At 36.7% G+C, this 24,174-nt stretch carries 20 protein-coding genes and 1 pseudogene; 18 read left to right on the forward strand and 3 right to left on the reverse strand.

All coding sequences use genetic code 11. The features are described from left to right. The 3 genes from JCM14209_RS09720 to JCM14209_RS06245 form a co-directional block, all read left to right on the forward strand. Positions 1-588, forward strand: a 588-nt coding sequence (locus tag JCM14209_RS09720; RefSeq protein ID WP_025022679.1) for an LPXTG cell wall anchor domain-containing protein, incomplete at its 5' end; no start/stop codon positions are given. Positions 589-681: 93 nt separating this feature from the next. Then, positions 682-1,866 carry a LysM peptidoglycan-binding domain-containing protein gene (locus JCM14209_RS06240; protein ID WP_025022680.1) on the forward strand — a complete coding sequence of 395 codons (1,185 nt, stop codon included), beginning with the start codon at positions 682-684 and terminating at the stop codon, positions 1,864-1,866. Between the two features lie 25 nt (positions 1,867-1,891). Continuing rightward, on the forward strand, positions 1,892-2,443 hold the full coding sequence (locus JCM14209_RS06245) for a hypothetical protein (RefSeq protein WP_025022681.1): 552 nt from the start codon (positions 1,892-1,894) through the stop codon (positions 2,441-2,443). A gap of 47 nt (positions 2,444-2,490) precedes the next feature. On the opposite strand, the gene JCM14209_RS06250 is transcribed toward JCM14209_RS06245, so the two are convergent. Beyond that, positions 2,491-3,159 carry a histidine phosphatase family protein gene (locus JCM14209_RS06250; RefSeq protein ID WP_025022682.1) on the reverse strand — a complete coding sequence of 223 codons (669 nt, stop codon included), beginning with the start codon at positions 3,157-3,159 and terminating at the stop codon, positions 2,491-2,493. A 783-nt stretch (positions 3,160-3,942) separates the two neighbouring features. Here JCM14209_RS06250 and JCM14209_RS06255 point away from each other — a divergent pair. After that, positions 3,943-5,364, forward strand: coding sequence for a DHA2 family efflux MFS transporter permease subunit (locus JCM14209_RS06255; protein WP_025022683.1), 1,422 nt, complete (start codon positions 3,943-3,945; stop codon positions 5,362-5,364). A gap of 127 nt (positions 5,365-5,491) precedes the next feature. Here JCM14209_RS06255 and JCM14209_RS06260 read toward each other — a convergent pair whose 3' ends face one another. Next, entirely contained in the window at positions 5,492-5,728 is a 237-nt protein-coding gene (locus tag JCM14209_RS06260) for a hypothetical protein (RefSeq protein ID WP_025022684.1), read from the reverse strand. 281 nt (positions 5,729-6,009) lie between these two features. On the opposite strand from JCM14209_RS06260, the gene pdhA reads away from it, so the two are divergent. From pdhA to JCM14209_RS09730, 8 genes and pseudogenes are all read left to right on the forward strand, one after another. Beyond that, on the forward strand, positions 6,010-7,107 hold the full coding sequence (pdhA, locus tag JCM14209_RS06265; protein ID WP_025022685.1) for a pyruvate dehydrogenase (acetyl-transferring) E1 component subunit alpha: 1,098 nt from the start codon (positions 6,010-6,012) through the stop codon (positions 7,105-7,107). Between the two features lie 2 nt (positions 7,108-7,109). Continuing rightward, a complete protein-coding gene (locus JCM14209_RS06270; RefSeq protein WP_025022686.1) occupies positions 7,110-8,087 on the forward strand; it encodes an alpha-ketoacid dehydrogenase subunit beta in 978 nt (325 codons plus the stop codon). A 365-nt stretch (positions 8,088-8,452) separates the two neighbouring features. Continuing rightward, on the forward strand, positions 8,453-9,775 hold the full coding sequence (locus JCM14209_RS06275) for a 2-oxo acid dehydrogenase subunit E2 (protein ID WP_025022687.1): 1,323 nt from the start codon (positions 8,453-8,455) through the stop codon (positions 9,773-9,775). Between the two features lie 7 nt (positions 9,776-9,782). Beyond that, on the forward strand, positions 9,783-11,189 hold the full coding sequence (lpdA, locus tag JCM14209_RS06280; RefSeq protein WP_025022688.1) for a dihydrolipoyl dehydrogenase: 1,407 nt from the start codon (positions 9,783-9,785) through the stop codon (positions 11,187-11,189). A gap of 312 nt (positions 11,190-11,501) precedes the next feature. Next, positions 11,502-12,520, forward strand: a pseudogene (gene lplA / locus JCM14209_RS09305) (lipoate--protein ligase). 14 nt (positions 12,521-12,534) lie between these two features. Then, positions 12,535-12,798, forward strand: a complete 264-nt coding sequence (locus JCM14209_RS09725) for a hypothetical protein (protein ID WP_051523398.1) — start codon at positions 12,535-12,537, stop codon at positions 12,796-12,798. Then, a complete protein-coding gene (locus JCM14209_RS09310) occupies positions 12,777-13,649 on the forward strand; it encodes an SGNH/GDSL hydrolase family protein (RefSeq protein WP_155830687.1) in 873 nt (290 codons plus the stop codon). The genes JCM14209_RS09725 and JCM14209_RS09310 overlap by 22 nt, the downstream gene beginning before the upstream one ends. A gap of 100 nt (positions 13,650-13,749) precedes the next feature. After that, on the forward strand, positions 13,750-15,756 hold the full coding sequence (locus tag JCM14209_RS09730; protein ID WP_025022689.1) for a collagen-binding domain-containing protein: 2,007 nt from the start codon (positions 13,750-13,752) through the stop codon (positions 15,754-15,756). 478 nt (positions 15,757-16,234) lie between these two features. On the opposite strand, the gene JCM14209_RS06300 is transcribed toward JCM14209_RS09730, so the two are convergent. Continuing rightward, complete coding sequence (locus JCM14209_RS06300; protein ID WP_051523400.1) at positions 16,235-16,585, reverse strand: hypothetical protein; 351 nt, start codon at positions 16,583-16,585, stop codon at positions 16,235-16,237. Between the two features lie 164 nt (positions 16,586-16,749). Between JCM14209_RS06300 and JCM14209_RS09320 the strand changes: the two genes are divergently transcribed. From JCM14209_RS09320 to JCM14209_RS06330, 6 genes are all read left to right on the forward strand, one after another. Continuing rightward, positions 16,750-17,499 carry a DeoR/GlpR family DNA-binding transcription regulator gene (locus tag JCM14209_RS09320; protein ID WP_155830689.1) on the forward strand — a complete coding sequence of 250 codons (750 nt, stop codon included), beginning with the start codon at positions 16,750-16,752 and terminating at the stop codon, positions 17,497-17,499. A gap of 2 nt (positions 17,500-17,501) precedes the next feature. Next, on the forward strand, positions 17,502-18,419 hold the full coding sequence (gene pfkB / locus JCM14209_RS06310) for a 1-phosphofructokinase (RefSeq protein WP_025022691.1): 918 nt from the start codon (positions 17,502-17,504) through the stop codon (positions 18,417-18,419). A gap of 28 nt (positions 18,420-18,447) precedes the next feature. After that, positions 18,448-20,403, forward strand: a complete 1,956-nt coding sequence (locus JCM14209_RS06315; RefSeq protein ID WP_025022692.1) for a PTS fructose transporter subunit IIABC — start codon at positions 18,448-18,450, stop codon at positions 20,401-20,403. 110 nt (positions 20,404-20,513) lie between these two features. After that, on the forward strand, positions 20,514-21,176 hold the full coding sequence (locus tag JCM14209_RS06320) for a YczE/YyaS/YitT family protein (RefSeq protein WP_025022693.1): 663 nt from the start codon (positions 20,514-20,516) through the stop codon (positions 21,174-21,176). A gap of 325 nt (positions 21,177-21,501) precedes the next feature. Then, positions 21,502-22,959, forward strand: a complete 1,458-nt coding sequence (locus JCM14209_RS06325; RefSeq protein WP_025022694.1) for a putative glycosyltransferase family protein — start codon at positions 21,502-21,504, stop codon at positions 22,957-22,959. Between the two features lie 211 nt (positions 22,960-23,170). Continuing rightward, on the forward strand, positions 23,171-24,174 hold a 1,004-nt coding region (locus tag JCM14209_RS06330), incomplete at its 3' end, for a KxYKxGKxW signal peptide domain-containing protein (protein WP_025022695.1).

Raw genomic sequence — 24,174 nt, forward strand, 5'->3', positions numbered from 1 at the left:
CCAGAAGAACAACCAAGCCAAGAAATACCAGCTGAAGAAACAAAGTCAGAAGAACAACCAAGCCAAGAAACACCAGCTGAAGAAACAAAGCCAGAGGAACAACCAGAACAAGAAGCTCCAACGGAAGAAAACAAACCTGAAGAACAACCAGCTCAAGAAGCTCCAACAGAAGAAAACAAGCCGGCCGACCAACCAAGCCAAGAGGTTCCAACGAAAGACAACACCCCAGAATCAACAAACTCTAACCAAACAACTAGAGACGATGTGAATGCGGTGGTTGAGCCAATTTCAACAAATGATACTCCTGTTGCTGAAGTAGAAACTAAATCTGAACATGTTGCTGCTCAAGCAAAGAAAACTGATCAAACTTATGTTCCAGGTCAAGTTACAATTCACTTCCCTGAAACAACTGCGCAAATGAAACGAAACTTGAAGCAAGCTAAGTTTAATCAAGGAGATAACCAGTCTCAAAAACAAGCAAGCTTACCACAAACAGGTCAAAAAGGGACTGACAAGTCTGCAGGCATTTTAGCGATTGGGGTCGCTTCAATTTTTGCGATGTTTGGGATTAAGAAAAAGGAAAAATAATTAACCTTAGAAAATCTTGTTTATACTGTTTTGTGCGTGTAAAATGAAATTGTAAAAAACCATTTTAGTAAAAATATTTTTGGGGGAAAAATTATGAATAAAAAGCGAATTTTAAGTGCAACCATGATGGGGCTTGTAACTTTGGCTCCATTCGCAGTTAAAACAACATCTGTTATCGCTGATGGTTTACAAGATAATCAAACCAATGCAGAACGTGCAGATATTACTAACTGGGTTGCTAACTCAACAGAACAAATTCAAAGTAACATGCAAGAACAAAATATTGATGTTAACAATTTAAACGGCACTGTTTATTTTGTCCGTTGGGGAGATACTTTATCAGGAATTTCAGCGGCAACGGGAATTGCTATCAATAAGCTTGCATATGATAATCACATTGAAAATATTGACTTGATTTATGCAGGTCAACGTTTAGTTTTAAATAAAGATGGCCAAGTGCCAACTGATTACCACTACCGTGGGACTGGTAAGACATGTGCCTACTCACCAATTATTATTAACAACTATGACTTTTCAGATCACTCAGTGAACAAGCAAGTTATCAACCTTAATGTATCACCTGTTAAAGAAAAAGTGACTGAAGAAGCAAAAGAGGATAAAGACCAATTTAAGCCTAATGCAGATGATGTTGATAATGCAGGCTTAGATGGTGATGCTGTACGTAAAGCAAAACAAGGTCTAGAAAAAGCACAATCAGATCAAAGTTCAGCAACTTCAACAGTATCAAGTTCAACTACCGGTGCTTCAAGCGAAGCTAAGTCATCAACTTCAAATAAAGAAGCTTCAAGTTCAGACAAGGAAGCTAAAAGTGAAGAATTAAGCGAAGAAGACTTTAAGACAGCTGTTGAAGACGCAATTAACGATAAATTAGATACTGATTCAATTAACTTCATTGATGATAAAGTTGAAACCGAAAAACTTGATGAAGATAAAGCTGAAGATGTCTTTGATACAGATGAAACATCAAAAACCACTGGTAAGATGACGGAAGAAACAGCTGAAAAATTAGCTGATGAAATTGTTTCAGCATTAAAAGACAGTGATAAGTATGAAGATGTAATTAACGCTAAAAAAGTAGAATTATCATTAACACCAAATGATGATGCCTTCGATTATAATGTATCATTTGAAGCTTCAGACAAAGAATCTTCAGAAGCTTCAAGTAAAGATGATGTCGATTCAACAAGCGAAGATACTGCTTCAGAAGAATCAAACGCTGTTGATACTAACGACGAATCTGAAGACGAAGATTACTAAATATCATTTCGGGGGAAGAAGACAAATGCAAAATATGCCAAACCAAGGGATGACTAACCAAAATATGGGACAACAATTCCAAGGTCCATATCAACAAAATAATGGTAATAAAAAGAATATTATCGTTCTTATCATTTCTGCTTTCTTAGTGGCCGTGATTGCGCTTGGTGGTGTATGGTACTACATGGGACATGCTGTTGGGCGTGTTGTTCCGGGACATGTGTTTAAATATAACAGTGTTTCAGGAGATAAAATGTTATACATTACGTTTGCACAAAAAGGTGATAAGATTGTAGTTAGCCAAACTAAAGAGGACGCTATGAAAGCTGACCAAAGCCAAAAAGATTTTGATAAAGCATACGCTGAACAATCAAAATCAGCGCAATGGTTATATCGTGCCGAAGGGCGGACGTTGACTTTAGCGCAAACTAAGAGTAATAATGAAGTTTCACAATGGCAATACAACAAGACATTGTCATCCAGCAAAAAGATTACATCGAGCAATTTCGGTTACCAAATCGCAAAAGCCGGTGAAGGTCAAGTTAATAAGCGCACAGTGTTTGAACGAATTGACTAATGTGAAATCATAAATAAAAAGATGCGAGAAATTTTCTCGCATCTTTTTTAGTATTCAACATCATCAGTATGATGGTTATAATATTCAACTTTAACTGTATCATCATCAATGATTAATTTAGTAACCGCACCATTGCGAGGGCCTAAAACATTGGCACCTAATTCAGGGGCGAAACGATCAACGATTGAACGAATTGTAATACTGTGGCTAACAAGTAAGACGTTTTTTCCATCTTCAATGTGGTTTCTAAGGTAATCAAACCCAACATTGATACGGTGCCAGTATTGTTCATCGGTTTCAGCATCATTAAATGGATCGGCTTCATTCATCATATCGCGTGTTGCACCTAAACCAAAGTTTTCAAGAATCTCATTGTATGATCTAAATCCATGTTTGGCGCCTAAGATTGTCCAGACTTGAGAAGCATCATTTCCTTCAAAATAACCGAAGCTTTGTTCACGGAAATTACGAATCTCTGTGGGATTTAAGTTGTTAGAAGCTACGTTTTCTTCTAAGATATAACGACAAGTATTCATCGCACGGGTTGTATCAGAATGCATGGCGTAATCAAAGTTGATGTGGCTCAAACGCCGTCCGGCACTGTGAGCATCTTCAATCCCTTTAGGCGTTAAAGGAGAGTCTGCCCAACCTTGGAGGCGGTTGTATTTGTTTAAAAAAGTTTGTCCATGGCGGACCATATAAAGTGTAAATGACATGATGTTAACCTCACTTATTGTTGTTGCTTTTAGAATACCATAGATTAAGAATTTGATACAAATTAGCAAAATAATTAAGTTGATTATTATTATTTAAATAAACAAAGAAGTTATAATTGGAAATTAATCATTAAAAAATCGGGAAATTTAATGTGAAGTTTCTAATGTAATTCTCATTGAAAAGGGTTAAATTTCATAAAAACGTTATACATAATGTGACATTTTTTGAAAAATTTATATATTTTGCAGTAAGTATATAGTTATATTTTTTTAACTTTTAAATTAGAAAGATAAAATTATAAAAGTATTTCAAGAGGTAATGTTGATACAAAACATTGATTAATCGGCATTTAATAAAATTTGGGTTATGATAAATAAAATAACTATTAGAAAAATCTAAAAAAAATCAAAGAAATGTTTGATTTTTATAAAAGGTTAGTCTATAATAAAGTTATTGTCGAGTATAAGATATTTTGATTAAGTAAGATTTGTGAAAAAAGGTTATACCTATTTTTTCATGAAATGACAGAACGATATTTTCATAGCTAGTATATAACTATAAAAGTTTCTCTCTCTAACAACACATAAATATATTTTTCTTTTATAGTACGTTCTGTCACATGAAGACCAGCAATTAGCTGGTCTTTTTTTTGTGCTGTTTCTCTGTAACACTTATGATATGTAAATGTAATGTAAGTGTAACTTACGAAAGGTAAAAATATTTATTACTATTGTAGATAGTTGTTTTTTTTGAGCAATGTATGAACAGAGAGGAGAGATATTTTGGATAACACAAATGTTACTCAAAAATCAGGTGCGGTTGTACCTGTAAAGCATCCTTGGTTAGTGATGGCTGGGATGTTAATTGGAGCTTTCGTTGGGATGCTTTCAGAAACATCACTTAATATTGCTTTACCTGCTTTAGGCCAAGCTTTTGGCGTAGGTAATGGAGCATTACAATGGTTAGTTACAGGATATATGCTTGTAATTGGGATTGTCCTTCCATTTTCAAGTTTAATTACCCGTTGGTTTACAACAAGACAAGTTATTTTATTTGCGTTATTTGCGTTTTTTGTCGGTGCAATTATTTCTGCAACTGCAGGATCATTTAGTTTATTATTAATCGGTCGTTTAATTCAAGGGATTGGAACGGGGTTAATCTTACCATTACTATTTACTGTAGCGATGTTAATTTTCCCACCTAACAAGTTAGGGGCAGCCATGGGGATTAATGGTCTTGTGATCATGTTTGCACCTGCTGTTGGTCCTACTTTAACAGGGATTTTAATCGGAGCCCTTTCATGGCGTGCTGTTTTCTATGTTTTTGCAGCAATTATCTTAATTGGATTCATTATCGCTGCTTTCTTCTTAGAAAACATTAGTAAAATCACGAAGCCTAAAGTAGATGTGCTTTCAGTAATTACTTCAATTATCGGATTTGCTTCATTAGTTGCCGGTGTTGGGATTGCTGGGGAAAATAGCTGGGCTTCATTAGAAGTTTGGGCTTTATTAGTAATTGCGGTGATTGCTTTGTTCTTCTATAGTCGTCGTCAATTACAACTTGAAGAACCTGTTTTAAATTTAGCAGTTTTAGCGAAGCCACAATTCCTTCGCGGAACAGTAATGGTAATGTTAGACTTTGGTTTGATTTTAGCCACAATGTACATCATGCCTCAATTTATTCAAAAATCAATGTTACTTCCTGTTAGTTTGACAGGGATAATTATGTTGCCTGGTGGGGTTGTGAATGCGGTGGTATCAGCCTTTGCTGGTCGTATGTATGATCGAATTGGGGTTAAATTACCAACACGTTTAGGCTTTTTCTTAGCAATTATTGGTTTAATTATGTTTGTGATGGCTAAACCAAGTTCATCAGTGGCTTACATGATTGCTGCACACATCATCTTGATGATTGGGGCACCATTAGCAATGTCACCAGCTCAAACAAGTGCTTTGAATGCCTTGAAGGGTCACGAATCAGCTGACGGTTCAACAATTATGAACACTTTCCAACAAATTATCGGGGCGTTAGCAACTGCTTTAACAGCTGGCTTTATCGCAATGGGAACACAAGCAATGCCAACTGCAGCTAAAGCAGCTCAATTCGATAACGGTGCTCACTATGCATTTATTTTTGCATTAGTAGTTGCAATTGTTGCGTTAGTAGTTTCATTTGTTCCTGAAAAAAATGAAAAAAATAACTAAGTTATAAAATTTTTTCATGGTATAATTAAATAGAAAGTTTAGTGTAGGCATGGGATACACATTAATTTGTGGCCTACAGAACTAAAAAAATGCTACTCAGTTTAATTCAACTTCTGAGTAGCATTTTTTATTTAGTATTACTTTTTTCTTTTTCGATTTGTTTTAAGCGACGTCGATAAAAAATGATTGTGAAAATAAACGTGAAAATTGCAATTAAAACTGCAAAGTCAATGACAAAAGCAATCATTGTTATCCATAAATTTAATGAAAACGTCACGATAAAGTAGGTTGCGATCGCGCAAATAACTGAAAGTCCAGCTAAAACCCCAAAGGCGATCAGCGCTTTTTCTTTTAAATCGTTCATATAATCTTCCTTTTATTTTAAAATCAACATTTTCATTATAACATAACTAATCACAGAACTTTAAGAAATTGTTAATTGTGATGCAACGAACAATTAATAAGTTGATATAAATATATAATAGTAGATAGTTAATCAAACATCAGATATAATTAATATATCATGAAAAATAGATTTTGTGTGATTTTTAACAAAGTTCACAAATGGATGAAATTGTTATAGAATGATGATGTAAGCGTTATACTTATTTCGAAACGTAAAATAAAATTAAGGGGGTTTTCGAGATGGCTGTTATTGATTTTAACCAATTAAAGAATAACGAAAGTAGCGAATTTCAAACAATCCGTGTCTTAGATACAAACGGAAATGTAATTAACCAAGAATTATTCCCAGATTTATCTGATGAAGAAATTGTTCAATTATTTAAAAATATGGTGTGGTCACGCATCTTACATGAAAGATCAACTAAGCTTAACCGTCAAGGTCGTTTAGGTTTTTATGCACCAACTGCCGGGGAAGAAGCTTCTCAAGTTGGATCTGAATTTGCAATGAGTAAAGATGACTTCTTATTACCTGCATATCGTGATGTGCCACAATTAGTTTTACATGGTCTTCCATTATATAAGGCATTCTTATGGTCACGTGGTCACGTTGATGGTAACAAGTACCCAGAAAACTTTAATGCAATCCCACCTCAAATTATTATCGGGGCACAATATGTACAAGCTGCCGGAGTTGCATTAGGGCTTAAGAAAAAGGGAGCCAATGCGGTTGCATACACATACACTGGTGATGGTGGTACTTCTGAAGGGGACTTTTATGAAGGAATGAACTTTGCGGGTGCATTCAACGCTCCTGCAGTGTTCTTCGTCCAAAACAACGGCTATGCAATCTCTGTTCCAAGAGCGAAGCAAACTGCCGCTAAGACTTTAGCCCAAAAAGGTGTCGCTGCTGGAATTCCTGCCGTACAAGTTGACGGGATGGATGCCTTAGCGATGTATGCTGTAACTAAAGCAGCAAGAGAATATGCCGCTGCTGGAAATGGTCCTGTATTGATTGAAACACTCACATATCGTTTTGGACCACATACATTATCAGGAGATGATCCAAAACGTTATCGTACAGCGGAAGAAGAACAAGAATGGCTAGAAAAAGATCCATTAATTCGGATGCGCACATATCTAGATAATAAGGGCCTTTGGTCACAAGAACAAGAAGAAGCTTGGACAAACGAAGTTAATGAACAAATTGATGAAGCAATGGCATTAACAGAACAAGCTTCAAAACAAAAGGTAAGCGAATACCTTCAAAATGTCTTCGTAGATACTCCCGCATCAATTCAAGCTCAAATTGATGCATTTCGCACAAAGGAAGGTGAATAATCATGGCTAAAACAACAATGATTAAGGCAATTACCGCCGCATTAGATGAAGAATTATCTCGTGATGAAAAAGTGCTAGTTTTTGGTGAAGACGTTGGTCAAAACGGAGGGGTTTTCCGTGCGACAGATGGTCTTCAAGCAAAACATGGTGAAGATCAAGTTTTTGATACACCTTTAGCAGAATCTGGAATTGGTGGTTTAGCAACTGGTTTAGCCTTTACTGGTTTTCGCCCAGTTCCTGAAATTCAATTCTTCGGTTTTGTGTTTGAAGTAATGGATTCAATTGCAGGTCAATTCTCACGCGAACGCTTCCGTATGGGTGGGACACGTAAGATGCCAATCACTTTGCGCTCACCATTTGGTGGTGGGGTACACACACCTGAATTACACTCTGATAGTTTAGAAGGCTTAGTTGCCCAAACTCCTGGGTTAAAAGTGGTCATTCCATCTGGTCCATATGATGCGAAAGGATTGTTGATTTCAGCAATCCGTTCAGATGATCCGGTTATCTTCTTAGAACACATGAAGTTATATCGTTCAGTTAAAGAAGAAGTGCCAGATGAAGCTTATGTGGTTCCTTTGGATAAAGCAGCTGTGAAGCGCGAAGGAACTGATGTAAGTATTATCACTTACGGATACATGGTTCAAGAAAGCTTAAAAGCCGCTGAAGATCTTCAAAAAGAAGGCATTAATGCTGAAGTGGTTGACTTGAGAACTGTTTCTCCATTAGATGAAGAAACAATTCTTGCTTCGGTTAAGAAAACCGGGCGTGTAGTCTTGGTTCAAGAAGCACAAGCCCAAGCTGGAATCTCACCAATGGTTGCGAGCTTAATCGCAGAAAAAGGAATCTTATCCTTGGATGCACCAATTGGTCGTGTAAGCGCACCAGATACACCATATCCGTTTGCGGAAGCAGAATCAACATGGTTACCTAATAAAAAGGATATTGTGGAAAAAGTAAAAGAAATTGTTGAATTCTAACCAAGCTGATGGAGGTCCGCCAAAGGCTCCGTATGGCTAGCCTAGAAGGCGGTGTTATCTGCGAAGCAGATGGCGCAGACTTCGTAGCTAGACACTAGGATCCTGGACCGGAATCGCGATTAAACCAAGCTGATGGAGAGCCGTTGAAGACTCCGTACAGTTAGCCTAGGAACAGGCGTTATTCGCGAAGCGAATGGCGAATGTTACGTAGCTAAATGCTAGGAGGCTGGCTCGGAATCGCGATTAAGACAAGCTGACGAAGGTCCATCAGGACTCCGTACAGTTAACCTAGAATCGTAATTAAACAAGCAGACGAAAATCCACAAATAGTATTAAAAAAACCGATAAACAGAGGTGAAAAATAAATGAGTAAATATCAATTTAAATTACCTGATATTGGTGAAGGGATTGCTGAAGGAACAATTGGAGAATGGCATGTTAAGCCAGGCGATACAATTGCGGTCGATGAAGATTTAGTTCAAATTGAAAACGACAAATCAGTTGAAGAAATCCCCTCTCCAGTAGCGGGAACCGTTGTTGCAATCTTAGTTCAAGAAGGAGAAACCGCAGAAGTGGGGGATGCCTTGGTTGAACTTGAAGTAGCAGAAGGGCAAGGAAATGTTGATGAATCAGCAGATCCACAAGCTCTAGTAGCCGAAGAAACAACAGAAAAACCAGCTGAAGCAACAAATTCAACACCAGTAACTAACCAACCAGTTCCAGCAGTCGCTGACCATAGCTTACCAGTGTTGGCCATGCCATCAGTGCGTCGTTATGCGCGTGAACAAGGAGTTGACTTGAAGTTAGTTCCAGGATCAGGTCGTCATGGTCAAGTGCTTAAGTCTGATGTGGATGCCTTCAAGGCAAATGGTGGCGCTGTCCAAGCAGCTCAAGTTGAACCTGTTGCTCAAGAACAAGTTGCACCACAAGCAACTGCTGCACAAGAAACAGTAGCACAACCAGAATTACCAGCGGCAACTGCTCAATGGCCAGAACGTCGTGAAAAGATGTCAGGCATTAGAAAAGCAACTGCCAACGCAATGATTCGTTCTGTCTCACAAATTCCACATGTGCACTTATTTGATGAAGTTAATGTGGATAAATTATGGGATCACAGAAAGAAATATAAAGAACTTGCCGCAAGTCGCGACGTGAAGTTAACTTTCATGGCTTACATGGTAAAAGCTTTAGCGGTAGTAATGAAAGAATTCCCAGAATTAAATGCTTCAGTTGATATGGATAAAAAAGAACTTATCTTTAAAGACTACATTAATGTTGGGGTCGCAACTGATACTGATCACGGCTTGTTTGTACCAAACATTAAGCATGCAGATTCAATGAGCTTGTTTGGAATCGCAAAACAAATTAGTGAAAATACTCAAAAAGCCCGTGACGGCAAACTCAGTGCTGAAGATATGAGCCACACAGGAATGTCAATTACTAACATTGGTTCTGTTGGTGGTGGTTTCTTCACTCCAGTGATTAACTGGCCTGAAGTTGCGATTTTAGGTATGGGTAAGATTGCTGATCAAGCTGTCGTAGAAGACGGTGAAGTTAAGGTTGCTAAAGTCTTGAAGCTATCACTTGCTTTTGACCACCGTATTATTGATGGCGCTACAGGTCAACGTGCAATGAATCGCTTGAAAGAATTACTAAGCGAACCAGAATTATTATTAATGGAAGGATGATTCTCTTATGGTAGTTGGAGATTTTGCGATTGATTTAGATACAGTCGTAATCGGTGCGGGCCCTGGTGGGTATGTTGCAGCGATTCATGCGGCTGAATTGGGTCAAAAAGTAACAGTAATTGAACGTGAATTTATCGGTGGGGTGTGCTTGAATGTTGGATGTATTCCATCAAAAGCATTGATTGAAGCCGCTCACCACTATCAACACGCAATGCACTCACAAGTCATGGGGCTTCAAGTGACAGATGCCAAGTTAGATTTTGAAAAAACAATTGAATGGAAAAACAGTGTTGTTTCAAAATTAACTGGTGGGGTTGCTGCCTTATTTAAGAAACATAAAATTGATGTGATTTGGGGAAGTGCATATCTTAAAGATGCACATTCATTACGTGTGATTGATGAAGACGACAATGCCCAAACATATACTTTCAATAACTTGATTATCGCAACTGGTAGTCATCCAATTGAAATTCCTAACTTTAAGTTCAACGGACGTGTACTTGATTCAACGGGTGCATTATCATTAAAAGAAGTGCCTGAAAACTTAGTTGTTGTTGGTGGAGGCTACATTGGATCTGAATTAGCTTCAGCTTACGCTAACCTTGGTTCTAAGGTAACTATCTTAGAAGGTGGCGACAGTATCTTAGCTAACTATGAAAAAGATCTTGTGAGAGTTGTTGAACGTCGCTTTAGCGCTCAAGGGGTAGATATCTATACTAATGCCTTAGCTAAAAAAGCAGAACAAGATGATAATGGCGTTAAGGTAACCGCAGAAATTAACGGTGAAGAACGCGTCATCGAAGCCGACTATGTGATCGTATCTGTTGGTCGTCGCCCTAACACTAAGAACATGGGCTTAGAACAAATCGGTTTAGCAACAGATGAACGTGGTTTAATTCCGGTAGACGCTCAAAGTCGAACAAACATTCCAAATATCTATGCGATTGGGGATGTAACTAAGGGATTTGCTTTAGCTCACAAGGCTTCTTATGAAGGTAAGGTGGCAGCAGAAGCAATTTCAGGCATGCCAACGGTGATTGATTACCACGCAATGCCAGCCGTATGTTATACAGATACATCGGTAGCGACAACAGGGATGACTTTAGATGAAGCTAAAGCAGCCGGCTTTGAAGCTAAGAAGGCACAATTCCCATTTGCAGCGAATGGCCGTGCAATTTCAATGGGTTCAACAGATGGCTTTGTCCGTTTGGTCTTTGATAAGAATACGGAAGTCTTATTGGGAGCCCAAATTGTTGGTGCCCACGCTAGTGACTTGATTAACGAATTAACATTGGCAATTGAATCAGGATCAACGGTAGAAGACATCGCCTTAACAATCCACCCACACCCATCATTGGGAGAAGCGGTAATGGATGCAGCAGATATAGCGATTGGCTTCCCTACGAATATTTAAGCAAGCTGACGAAGGGCCATCAGGAGGCCGTATGGCTAACCTAGGAGGCGGCGTTATCTGCGAAGCAGATGGCGCAGACTCCGTAGTTAGACACTAGCCTCGGCCCGTAGTCGCGATTAAACAAGCTGATGGAGAGCCGCCAAAGACTCCGTAGCTAAACAAATTTTCAAGAAACGAGCAGTTTTCTACAAGAAGTAGTTAAATACTTCCAGCAGAAAACAAAAAGGAGTCCCAGCTCCAGAAAAGAAAAAGAGGTGAGGAGAGAAAACTCCAAGCCTCTTTTTTAAAAGGGAGGGAAAAAATATGGAAAAGATGAAATATGTAATTATCCCCACGGATGATATTAGAACGAACTTAGCGACAGAACAGTACTTAATGAATAGTGGAAAGATTGAACCACCATTTATGTTATTTTATATTGAAAAGCCATGTATTATTGTGGGCAGAAACCAAAATACAATGGAAGAAATTAATCAGAAGTACTGTGAAGAACACAATATTACGATTACGCGCCGCTTATCTGGTGGTGGTGCGATGTATCAAGATTTAGGCAATATGTGCTTTAGTTTTGTGGTACCATCTAAAGATCAAAAATTCGGTGACTTTGCTTCATTAGTTAAACCGGTAGTCGATGCTTTACATGAAATGGGCGTTACCAAAGCGAAGTAACAGGAAGAAATGATATTGTTGTTGCTGGTAAAAAATTCTCAGGGAATGCGATGTATTCCAGAAACGGAAAAACATTCTCACATGGAACTTTGATGTTTGACGTGGATACAAGTGCGGTTGAAGGCGCACTTAAGGTTCCGAAAGATAAGATTGAGTCAAAAGGAATTAAATCTGTGCGTTCAAGAGTAACTAATATTAAACAATACTTGAAACCAGAATATCAAGAACTTGATATTTATGGCTTTAGAGATGAATTGATTAAGCATATCTATCAAGTAAGTGACTTAAATGAAATCAAAGACCAACAATATCAGCTTGATGAAGAAGATATTGCAGCGATTGAAGAATTAGCTCAAAAAAACTATAAAAACTGGGATTGGGTCTTTGGAAAATCTCCTGAATTCACAGTTAAACGCCGCAGACACTTTACGGGTGGTACGATTGATGCACGTTTTAAGGTAGATAATGGGATTATTGAAAGTCTTAATATCTATGGAGATTTCTTTGGTACAGGAGATAAACAAGAAGTAGAACAAGCTTTAATCGGTAAAAAATATGAACCCGATGAAATTCGTAAGCAATTATCGGAATTAGACTTGAAAAAATACTTTGTGGGAATTGATGAAGCTGATGTGGTTGAATTGTTGGCCTTCCAACAATAAGTGTAGGTGAGAAGATGTATTCGTGGAAACCAAGTGTTTATTATGAAAGTGCGGACTTTTCTGCAATGTCCTTTAAGTTGCCACAGTTGAGCCAAGTAATCAAATTGACACCGAGTCTTTCTGGTAATGAAGGGCGCTTACGCTTGTCGAATCGATATGGCAAAGAAGATTTATGGTTTGATGAAATCAAAGTAAGCTTGATGCATCGTTTAAAGACGCAATTCAAGTTACGTATAACTACCAAGAAGAAATCTTTTTGCATCAAGGAGAAAACGTAATGACCGATGGGTTCTTCTTAGATATTGAAGCTAATCAACCGATATATGTCTGGATGAAAGCTACCCGCCAGCAAAGTTATAGCGATTATAAGTCAACGTTTGAAACGACATTAACGAATGCGAGCTTTGTGCGAAAAGCGAACTTATTACCTAAGCTCAAAGAAACAACTACCTTGAAAAAAGGATGGTTTTGCTTAGAAGCTATCGAAGTGTGGAGTGATAAGCAAGTTGAGTACTTCGAATTTGCGGGCGATTCGTTGATGGAAATGGGGATGATTACGACTCCTATCAAACAAGCTTTAATGCAGCAAATGCCAGAGAAATATGTCTTTTTAGAAACAGCCGTTTCCGGGAATCGCCTCTGTTATGATGCGCCTAAAGATACAAAGATTCATGCGACGTTTGGGAATAGCTTATTGAAACGAATCCAGCAAAATAATAGCGGAATTATCCCTACGGTAAGATTGGTTTCAATTGGCGCAAATGACTTGATGGTGCCGCTCATCGCTAAAGACGCGCAAAAGCAAATAATGACGTTAGATAAATATCAAATCGCAATTTCACAGTTAAAAAAGCTACAAAATACGCAGACATATCTCTTAAATCTTCCACCATTTAAAGTTCAACCAATGTTTGGAGATGTTGATGTAAAAAAAGTCCAAAAAATCCGTCAAGAAATTAATCAGTGGACAAGAATACAGATGAATTATTTTGATTTAACCCCGATAATTGAAACTGTTTCATGTGAAACAAAGGCAGAATATGATTTTGGCGATCAGATGCATCTAAATCAATTAGGGGGAAAGAAGGTTGCGCAAGTAATCTTGTTGGACTTAATAAATAAACTATAATAACTTGGGGATTAACCAAAGAAAAATAAGAAAAAAGCTAATGAAACCTCGGTAAGCTATGCTTGTATTCGAATACAAAATAGTTTACGGAGGTTTTTTTATGAAGTTAGATAAACGACGGCCCAAACATCCGATGTTTGTGACAACATTGACAACCGCCGCAATTTTGGGTGCGGCAGCGACCAATGTTGATGCAGAAGAAATTAATACACCTGTAGTAGATGATAATTTACAACAAGTTACGCCGCCAGCTGCTGAACTTACGCAAAATGAAGTAACGTTAACTGCAGATGAAAAAGTAGATGATACAAAAACTAATCAAGTTGCTGATGATTCAGTAAAACAACCTGATCAAACGACTCAAGAAACTCCATCATCTGAAACAACAATTAAAACCGATTCTTCAAAAACTTCAGATTCAAGCCAGTCAACACAATCAAGTTTGGAATCAAAAGTGCCAAAAGTTGAAAATAAGGTGAATGAAAAACAGGTAACTAAAACACCAACAACTAAAGCAACCCCTAACCAACCAAGCCAACAAGCTAAGGCAATGAATTCTAATAGTACAATCTTTAATGATAGTTACTTAAAGGATTTAGGGATTGACTTGAACGATGATGCTTTAAAGTTAGCGACCTTATTTCATATCTTCGCTAAAGAAGTGAGTCTAGGGGCGGATACGAACGGAAATATCGCCACGGCGCTTTTAAATGCAACCGTTGATTTTGGAACGCGGAATGATTCAGTTAATATTACTGCCGGTGATATTGATTATATTCAACAACTCGCAACGAACCTAAAAGATTGTTCGTTCCGTAATGAAAAGGGCAACCATGTTGTCTTAGGTGAAGATGTTGATTATCAAGAAAATGATGGTAAGGTGTTCATCAATGGTGTGGGGATGACACATCTAAAACCAGGCGAAGTGAAAAAAGATGCGGATGGAAAAGTCTATATCGATTTTGATGAAGTCTTTAAGAATTTAACGGCGAAGTCAGAGGAGTTCTATGGTAAGGCGGAGACAACAGGAGTAATTAAAGACTTCAGTGATATGAATAATAAGGTAATCGATGTCTCACAAATAACAGATAATAAGATTATCTATGTTGATTTGGATTTTAAAGAACTTAATGCCGCACAACCACTTAATATTAAAGGATTGTCTAAAGATCCAAATGGACCAATGGTGGTTATTAATGTTAAAGGTGATAATAAAGCTTCAGAAATAAAAGAAATTCAAACTCAAGTTAAGCTGTATTACGGTGATGATAAAGAATCTATCAATCCGAGTGAAGGACATAAGTATGCAAATCATATCTTGTGGAATTTCGGGCAAGGAACTGAAGAATATAAGGTTAATTGTGGGTACCTTATGGGAAGTATCTTGGCGCCAAACGCTACATTTATTGCCGATGTTAATGTGGACGGCAATATTATAGCGAATAAAGTCATGATTGAACATGGTGAAAGCCATCGTTGGGATTTACACTATGATGTGACAAAGGAGGGTGATGATGATGCCAAAGATGAAGGAGATAAAAAAGAAGACGAAGAACCTTCAGGAGGAGAATCAACACCACCATCTACAGATGACAAACCTGGATCAGATGATAAACCATCAGGAGATAATAACCCAGGAGACACTCCGGGTGATAAAGATCAGCCAGGATCAGATAGCGGAGATGGAGACGATAAAGGTGACACATCAGGAGGGGATAAAGATGACGACGATGCAGGACAAGATTCATCAGATAATGGAAATAATCAAGAAACCACGGATGAAGAAACAAACCAAGAACAAGACAACGAGTCCGACAACACCGACAACACTCAATCGCAGCAAACGCAACACCAATCAGTCCAAGCAACACCTAACGTTGCAAAGCAAGTTGGAATCCAAACTACCAGGAGTCAATCTAGAAGCAATCAAGGACTTCAGCAGCAAGTTCAATCAAACAAAAAAGAACAAATAGGAAATACCTTACCGCATACAGGTGAGGTAGAACAAGCCGGAATTGGGCGTATCTTTGGTATTTTATTAGGAATCGTAACCTTTCTTTTTGTTAAAAAGAAAAATAAAAATGAAGAGGACGATGAAAACAAATAAGTTTAAATGATAATAATTGACTAGCCAGCTCTCTTTGGAGAGCTGGTTTTTGTGTGGAGTAGAGTACATAAAAGTATGTAAAATGCATCTTATTAGGGAATACATGGTAAATAATTAAATGTAATAAAGAGGATTTTATCTCAAAAAGTCGAATTGAATGGATTCAGAATGTTAGAGCTGATTTTAGCTCATATGTAGGAGAAGTTTATAGAGTTTTAGATAAAGAAAATAATACTGATGAGATACCATATTTAACAAAGCTAATGGGCGTAAAAAGTTATTCATTAAAAGTACTATCCTAATTTATAAGCATGCTAGGATGTGAAAAAAGCGATGGGAGAAATCCTAACTACGGATTTCTCCCATCGCTTTTCTTATTTCCGTTGAAAAAATTCTCTGAGGAACTGGTTTTCAGTATACAGAGGAATCGCTCCGAGAATTAATCGGGAACTTAATAATATATTTACTTTTAAAGTTTTTAATTTCCACCAACAAACTTAGCAATTTGTTGAGCGATGTTTTCCCAAGTAAAAGGTGCAGATTCTTTAAAATCTTCAGAAAAAGTAGTGTGCTTTTCACGAGGAGTGATAATACCAACTTCTTCACCTAAAGCACCACGAACAAGAATTTGTTGATCGTTTTCTTTCCATAATGCAGTCCAATAAGAATCATCTAATGCTTCGTCAAGCATATATTGGGTTCCATCAAGGATTCCTTTTTCAAGTACTTCTTGAGCTGTGATATCAGGATAGCCGTGAGCTTTCATCCAATAAAGTTTTGTTTCAACTTCATTCATATCATCAGGAATGTAATTTAACATGTTATTCATTCTAATTACCTCGCTAATTATCTTCAATATAGTAATTTTAACAAAAATTATTAATGATAAAAAGTTAAAGGCTTGATTGTTTTTGAAAGAAAATGACGGTTTTTGATTTTTTATGATTGCTTTTAGAAATTCTTAATGGTATCTTATAATAAGAGGTGATGAAAGTGCTTGCAGAGAAACGACGTCAGGTCATTTTAGATCTCCTACAACAAGACGGAGTTGTGAAATTGCAAGATATATGTAATCGTACTACGAGTTCTGAGTCATCGATTCGCCGTGATTTTCAAGTTCTTGAAGATCAAGGTCAATTAGTTAGAATTCACGGAGGAGCTAAGATTAAGCAATCACTTCAACGTGAACTAGATATGTTAGGGAAAGCAACACAGAATATTTCTGATAAGGAGAAGATCGCACAGTTCGTCGCGACGTTAATCCAGGATGATGATGTGTTGTATCTTGATGCTGGCACAACAACGCTAGCTTTAATTCCGTTCTTGAAAGGAAAGCATCATTTAACGGTGGTAACTAATGGAGTGGAGCATGCCTCGCGTTTGTCAGATTTTAACATCAGAACTTTTCTTCTCGGCGGACAACTCAAGAATACAACTAAAGCAGTTGTCGGAGTAGAAGCTGTTAGAAATCTTGCTAATTTTCGTTTCAACAAGGCTTTCTTAGGGATAAATGGGATCCATGAAAAGTATGGCTTGACCACACCTGATCCAGAAGAAGCAGAAATAAAGAAAATCGCAATTGAGCGCAGTGAGAAAAGCTATGTACTTGCTGATCAATCGAAGTTTAATTGCGTGTCCTTTACGAAAGTTGCTGCCACTAATGTGGTAACGATTATCACAAATCAATTACCAAATAATATTAAGAGTCATTTTGGCTCAAATACAAAAATACAGGAGGTTTAATTATGATTTACACGGTTACAATCAACCCATCAATTGATTATATCGTTCAATTAAAGGAACTTACTCTCGGCGAAGTTAATCGTATGGACTACGATAACAAGCTTCCTGGTGGTAAGGGGATTAACGTATCTCGTATCTTAAAGGAACTTGGTCATGATAACGTGGCTTTAGGTTTCTTAGGCGGATTCACAGGTCAATTCGTGAAAGACGCCCTTGAAAAGACGGGTTTGAAGACTAACTTCACACCAATTCAAGATGATACACGTATCAACGTTAAGATTAAGGCTCAAGATGAAACAGAAATTAACGGTCGTGGTCCTAAGTTAACTCAAGACGAAATCGATGCATTCACTGCTCAATTCGATAAGTTAACTGAAGATGACGTTGTTGTTTTTGCCGGTAGTCTTGTACCTAGCTTGAACGAAGATTTTTATTTTGATTTAATCAAGGTAATTCGTTCAAAAGGCGCTCAATTCGTTATTGATACAACTGGTGAAAGCCTTCGCAAGACTTTAGAACAAAAGCCATTAGTTGTTAAGCCTAACAACCACGAATTAGCAGAATTATTCGGCGTTAAGTTCGATTGTATTGCTGATATCGTGAAGTACGGTCGCAAGTTATTAGATATGGGAGCACAAAATGTTCTTGTCTCAATGGCCGGTGATGGTGGTTTAATGATTACTAAAGATGGTGTCTGGCGTTCATTAGCACCAAAGGGAACAGTTGTGAACTCAGTTGGTGCTGGGGACTCAATGTTAGCTGGTTTCGTTGGAACATACGCTAATACTAAAGACCCAATCGAAGCGTTCCATTATGGATTGGCTAGTGGTTCAGCTACAGCCTTCTCAGAAGACTTAGCAACAAGAGAAAAGATTGAAGAAATCTACGCTCAAATCACTATCGATGAATACAAAGATTAAGAATAAATAAGAGAAAGAAGTGGAATCCATGGATATTCGTGAATTGTTGAAAAAAGACATCATGTTGATGGATCTTAAGGCAACAAGTAAAGCCGAAGTTATCGATGAGATGGTTCATAACTTCTATGAACATGACATCATTGATAATGAAGAAGTCTACAAAAAAGACATTATTAAACGTGAAGAACAAAGTAGTACAGGGATGGGTGATGGAATCGCTATTCCTCACGCACATGACGAAGCGGTTAAGACAGCTGCAGTTCAATTTGCTCGTAGTATCAACGGTGTTGATTACGACTCAATGGACGGTCAACCAGCACACTTATTCTTCATGATTGCTGCTCCAGAAGGTGGCGACAATACTCACTTGCAAGCATTAGCTGCATTATCACAAGTATTGATGAACCCAGATGTGGTTGCTGCATTGAAAGCTGCTCAAACACCTGATGATGTTCAAGACATCTTCGCTAAAGCAATTGCTGAAAAAGAAGCCGAAAATAAGGCCGAAGAAGAAGCAGAAAAAGCTGCTGCAGCTAACCAAAACAGTGACCGCCCATACATCGTTGCGGTTACAGCATGTCCTAACGGGATTGCGCACACATACATGGCAGAAGAAAACCTTAAGAAGAAAGCTAAAGAATTAGGCGTTGACATTAAAGTTGAAACTAACGGTTCAGAAGGGGTTAAGCACCGCTTAACAGCTGATGAAATCGCACGTGCTGCCGGTGTTGTTATCGCTGCTGATAAGAAAGTTGAAATGGCACGTTTTGATGGTAAGCCATTAGTTAACAAGCCAGTTACAGCAGGGATTCAAGAACCTGAAAACTTAATTAATGCAATTTTAGAAGAAAAAGCTGCTGTTTACCATGCAACAGGTGATGAAGAATCTAGCTCATCAGAATCAGACGGTACTGTATGGGGTAACATCTACAAGCAATTAATGAACGGTATCTCACATATGTTACCATTCGTTATCGGTGGTGGTATCTTAATGGCCATCTCATTTATTGTTGAACAATACATGGGTGGTGCAAAGTCACCAGCATTTATCTTCTTAAACAGTGCTGGTAACTTAGCCTTCGCATTTATGGTACCTGTTTTAGCAGGTTACATTGCTGAATCAATCGGTGACCAACCAGCCTTAATGCCTGGTTTCGTTGGTGGTTTCATGGCTGCTATCGCTAACAACTCATATGGCGGTGCATTCCATGTTAATGTGCAAGCAAATGCTCAATCACCTGCAGGTTTCTTAGGTGGTATTGCAATCGGTTTTATCGCTGGTTACTTAATTGTTGGTCTTAAGAAGTTATTCTCTAAATTACCAAGCTCATTAGATGGTATGAAGCCAATGCTTCTTTACCCAATCCTTGGTTTGTTGTTAGTAGCATTAATCATGTACTACATTATCAACCCAATCTTCAGTTCATTGAATCTTGCAATCACAAACTTCTTGAACGGTATGGGTACAGGGAACCTTGTTATCTTAACAATGGTCTTAGCTGGTATGATGTCAATCGATATGGGTGGTCCTTTCAACAAGGCTGCTTACGTATTTGCATCAGGTGCTTTTGCTAACGATCCTAAGTCAGCAACAGCTGCTATCTTAATGGCTTCAGTAATGGTTGGTGGTATGATTCCTCCATTCGCAACAGCTATTGGTACAGCATTCTTCAAGAACAAGTATACTGAAAATGAACGTCGTGCTGGTGTTACTAACTGGGTATTAGGATTCTCATTCATTACTGAAGGAGCTATTCCATTTGCAACAGCAGATCCAGGCCGTGTAATTCCTTCATGTATTGTCGGTTCAGCAGTCGGTGGTGCTCTTGTTGGATTAATGAAAGTTGGAGTTCCTGCTCCTCACGGTGGTTTCTGGGTTGCACCATTATCTACAAACATCTTAGGTTACATCCTAGCTGTTGTAGTTGGTTCAATCGTAGCTGCTTTAATCTTAAGCTTCTGGAAGAAACCAGTTGAAAAATAATTAGTTAATTAGATGTCTCGTCCTTTGGATGAGGCATTTTTTAGTTGTTGTCAGTAAATTTTTAGCTTAAGATAGATATATTGATGAATATTTTAGGGGAGATAATTTAAATGAAAAAAGAAGATTTATCGACAGGATTGTTGATATTTTATTTTGTATTTTCAATTTTAATTAATAGTTTAGGAAATGCATTAACAGTAAGTTTGAATTTAGGGAGTGCCTTGTGGACAGCTGCCGCAGTTAATCTATCACATGTAACACCAATTAAGCTTAGTTTAATGTTGTTTTTAAGTGCGTTTATTGTAGTTATCGCTAATGTTATTATTCTTAAGCGGTTTAGTTGGAAAAGGGTATTAGGAAATTTAATATTTATGACCCCTTTTTCGATTTTAGTGGGTTATTTTACAACCTTCCTATTAAAAACAGGAATTAGTGAGTTGAATCTTGTGGTTAGAATTATTTTAGATTGTTTTGGGGTTGTCTTGATTGCCACAGCGGTCTCAATTTATCAGCGAGTAAATTGGATGTTACATCCAGTTGATGATTTGATGCAGATTATTCGCTTTAAATACTTTAAAGGCAATCCAACAATCGCCCAGTTAGTGACATTTACCCCACCAATCGTTGCGATTATTGTGTCGGTAATCATCTCTCATCACATTTATGCAATTAATATTGGAACAATTTTTGCTTTAATCTTCCAAGGGCCATTAGTTGGTCTCGCTGATCGTTATGTATTTTCAAATTTAAAACATCGAAATTTGGATAAATAGAGAGGCTTTTAAAAGTGAAGTTCAGAAATAAAAAACAAATTATAATAAATAGTCTTAATGTACTGTCATTTTTATTGTTATCATATTGTTATTTAAGTTTTTTCATAAATTCTGGAAAGTTACAAGTTATTAGTGATGGGAGTTTCCACTTTGCGCGAGTGGAAGAAATTTTTAATAATTTGAGGCAAGGCCATTTATTTACTTTTATTGCTACGCATACATTCAGTCATTCGGGGAATGGTAGTTTCTTATTTTATCCAAGTGTATATCTATATTTGTGGGCAGCTTTGAGATTTATATTTAATCCAGTAACTGCTTATTATATATGGATTGGATTATTTTTATTTCTCACATTAACGATATCTTACGTATGTATGTTGAGTTTAGTAAAGATAAGTACAGAAGCTATATATTTGCTCTGATATATACTTTAGCAAGTTATCATTTCTACTTAGGGATTGCTAATCAAACTCTTGGTGAATATCAAGCATTTACTTTTATTCCCATAATATTTTTAGGAATTTATCACTTGTTATGGGGAGATACTAAGAGATGGTATCTTGTATCAATTGGATTGGCATTAACGACCTATGCACATATTTTAAGTGTATATATGTCTATTGGATTTGCAGTGACATTATTCATTGCCAAATTAATATATACTAGGGAAATATCCAAAGATAGAATATATGCAATTGTAAAGGCAATCCTATTATTTATCACTTTAACTGCTCCTGTTCTGTGGATATTTTTGACTGATTTTGTTGGTCAAAATATCCAATCGCCAGCTCCGACTATTGCATTACCCATGACACTTATAGATATAATAAATAATTCACTTTACAATATTGTAAGTAAAAGTACGGGAATCGTATTATTTGGAGTTGCTGGGGTAGGTTGGTATTTTGTGAAAGATAATAAGGTAGAAATGAACATTTATCTATTAGGGGTAACTGTATTATTATTTTTAACTACAATCTTTCCATGGGAAGTCCTAAAAAATACACCGCTAATAATTATTTTTGGACCGATACAATATCCATATAGATTTTTAAATTTTGCATCATTTTTCTTAGCGGTAACAGGATCGTATGGTTTTAATAAATTAGTGAAAAAGCAGAAAACAAGGTATCAAAAAAACTTAGTCTTCATTGTTATCATAGCTTTGAATAGTATTATTTACCTAGGACAAATATCAAGTTTATTTATCAATTTAAATAGTAACAATAATTATCTAGTGAAAAATAGTCAGGTATTGAAAACATTACCAGATGATCAGGTGATTACAAAAGAAAATTATCAAGATATGTTTTCTTATACAATATTATTTGGAGAAACTGATTATTATCCTAAGCAGTCTTATAATGGGAATAATCCTAATTCTAATGAATTTGCTAATTCAATCATATCGCAGGTATCATATTTGAATGGTAAAGAAATAAAGGTTCATAAAAAAGTGTTGTTACCTAATAAAATTAGATATATAGTTGACTTGGATAAGAAAGGAATATTAGATTTACCGGTAATTAAATATAATCATACCAATGCTGTAGTAGATGGCAAAAAAATAAGTCATGAGATATCCAAAAGAGGGACTATTGCGTTAAATTTATCTGAGGGAAAACATATAATTGAAATTTCCTATGAACCAGGAACTGTTTTTTATCTTTTAGTATGTGTATCATTTATTAGCTGGATTTTGATTAGTTATTTTTCTGAAAATAAATATAGGACAAATCAAATAATTTATCCTATATCAAAAATCCGAAATTTAAAATTTTAAAAATTAACGTCTTTTCAAATTGGAAAAGACGTTTTCTTTTACAACTATGTAACAAAAGTTTAAAGATTTATTATATATTAGGCGCTTGCATTGAGATTAATTCTTAAGTTAAGTATAATAAGATAGTGTTCTTATGTAGAAATTAGAATACTTTATGTAAGTTTAAAGAATGAATAATTAAGTTTAGATAAGAAAGAGGAGGACGTTTTCTTTGCAGAACAAAGATTCAAAAAAACGTTATAAGATGTATAAAGCTGGTAAGAACTGGGTCGTAGCACCTTTAGTATTCTTAGGATTAGCAATCGGAGCTCACACAAGCCAACAAGATGCTTCAGCTGATACAACTACACCAGCAGATGCTCAAGCAACTACAACTGGTAATGATACAAATACAGATAATGATGCCCAACAAGGGACAGTTAAATTACAAACAGTTCAACAAAATACTAACACTACTCAAGTAGCACAACCACAAGCTCAACAAAATATTAATGCTACTCAAGCAGTACAACAAACACCTGTACAAGATCAAGCTGCACAATCAGCTAATCAATCAAGTGTGCAACAGGCAGCTCCTGCACAACAATCAACAATTCAAGATAATATTCAACGAGTAACACCAATTAACACACCAACAAATGCAAGTGAAAAACAAGTTAATGGAAATTGGTACTTAGTCGATAACGAAACGGGTAAAAACTTAAACGGTTTCCAAAAGATTGAAAGTACTAATAAAGTTGTATATTACAGCCCAAAAAATAATCAAATGCAATATGGTCAACAAAAAATTAATAATAATTGGTACTTTTTTGATACAAATTCTGGAAGAATGAAGACTGGCTTTCAAGAAATTAAAGATCAAAATAAGACTGTATATTATGATAAAGAAACCGGTGTGATGACTCATGGATGGAGTCGTATTGATAATAAGGATTATTATTTTGATACTAAAAGTGGTGCTTTAGCTAAGGGACAACAAAAAATCAATAATGATTGGTACTTATTTGATAATACAGGAAAAATGAAAACAGGTTTCCAAGAAATTAAGGATCAAAATAAGAAAGTATACTACAATACGCAAGGTAAGATGCAATATGGTCAACAAAAGATCAATGGCTCATGGTACTTATTCGATGAAAAATCAGGAGCAATGAAAACAGGTTTCCAAGAAATTAAAAATCAAAATAAGAAAGTGTACTATAATGCGCAAGGTAA

The organism is Ligilactobacillus hayakitensis DSM 18933 = JCM 14209, assembly GCF_000615845.1.
GTDB classification, from domain to species: Bacteria; Bacillota; Bacilli; order Lactobacillales; family Lactobacillaceae; genus Ligilactobacillus; species Ligilactobacillus hayakitensis.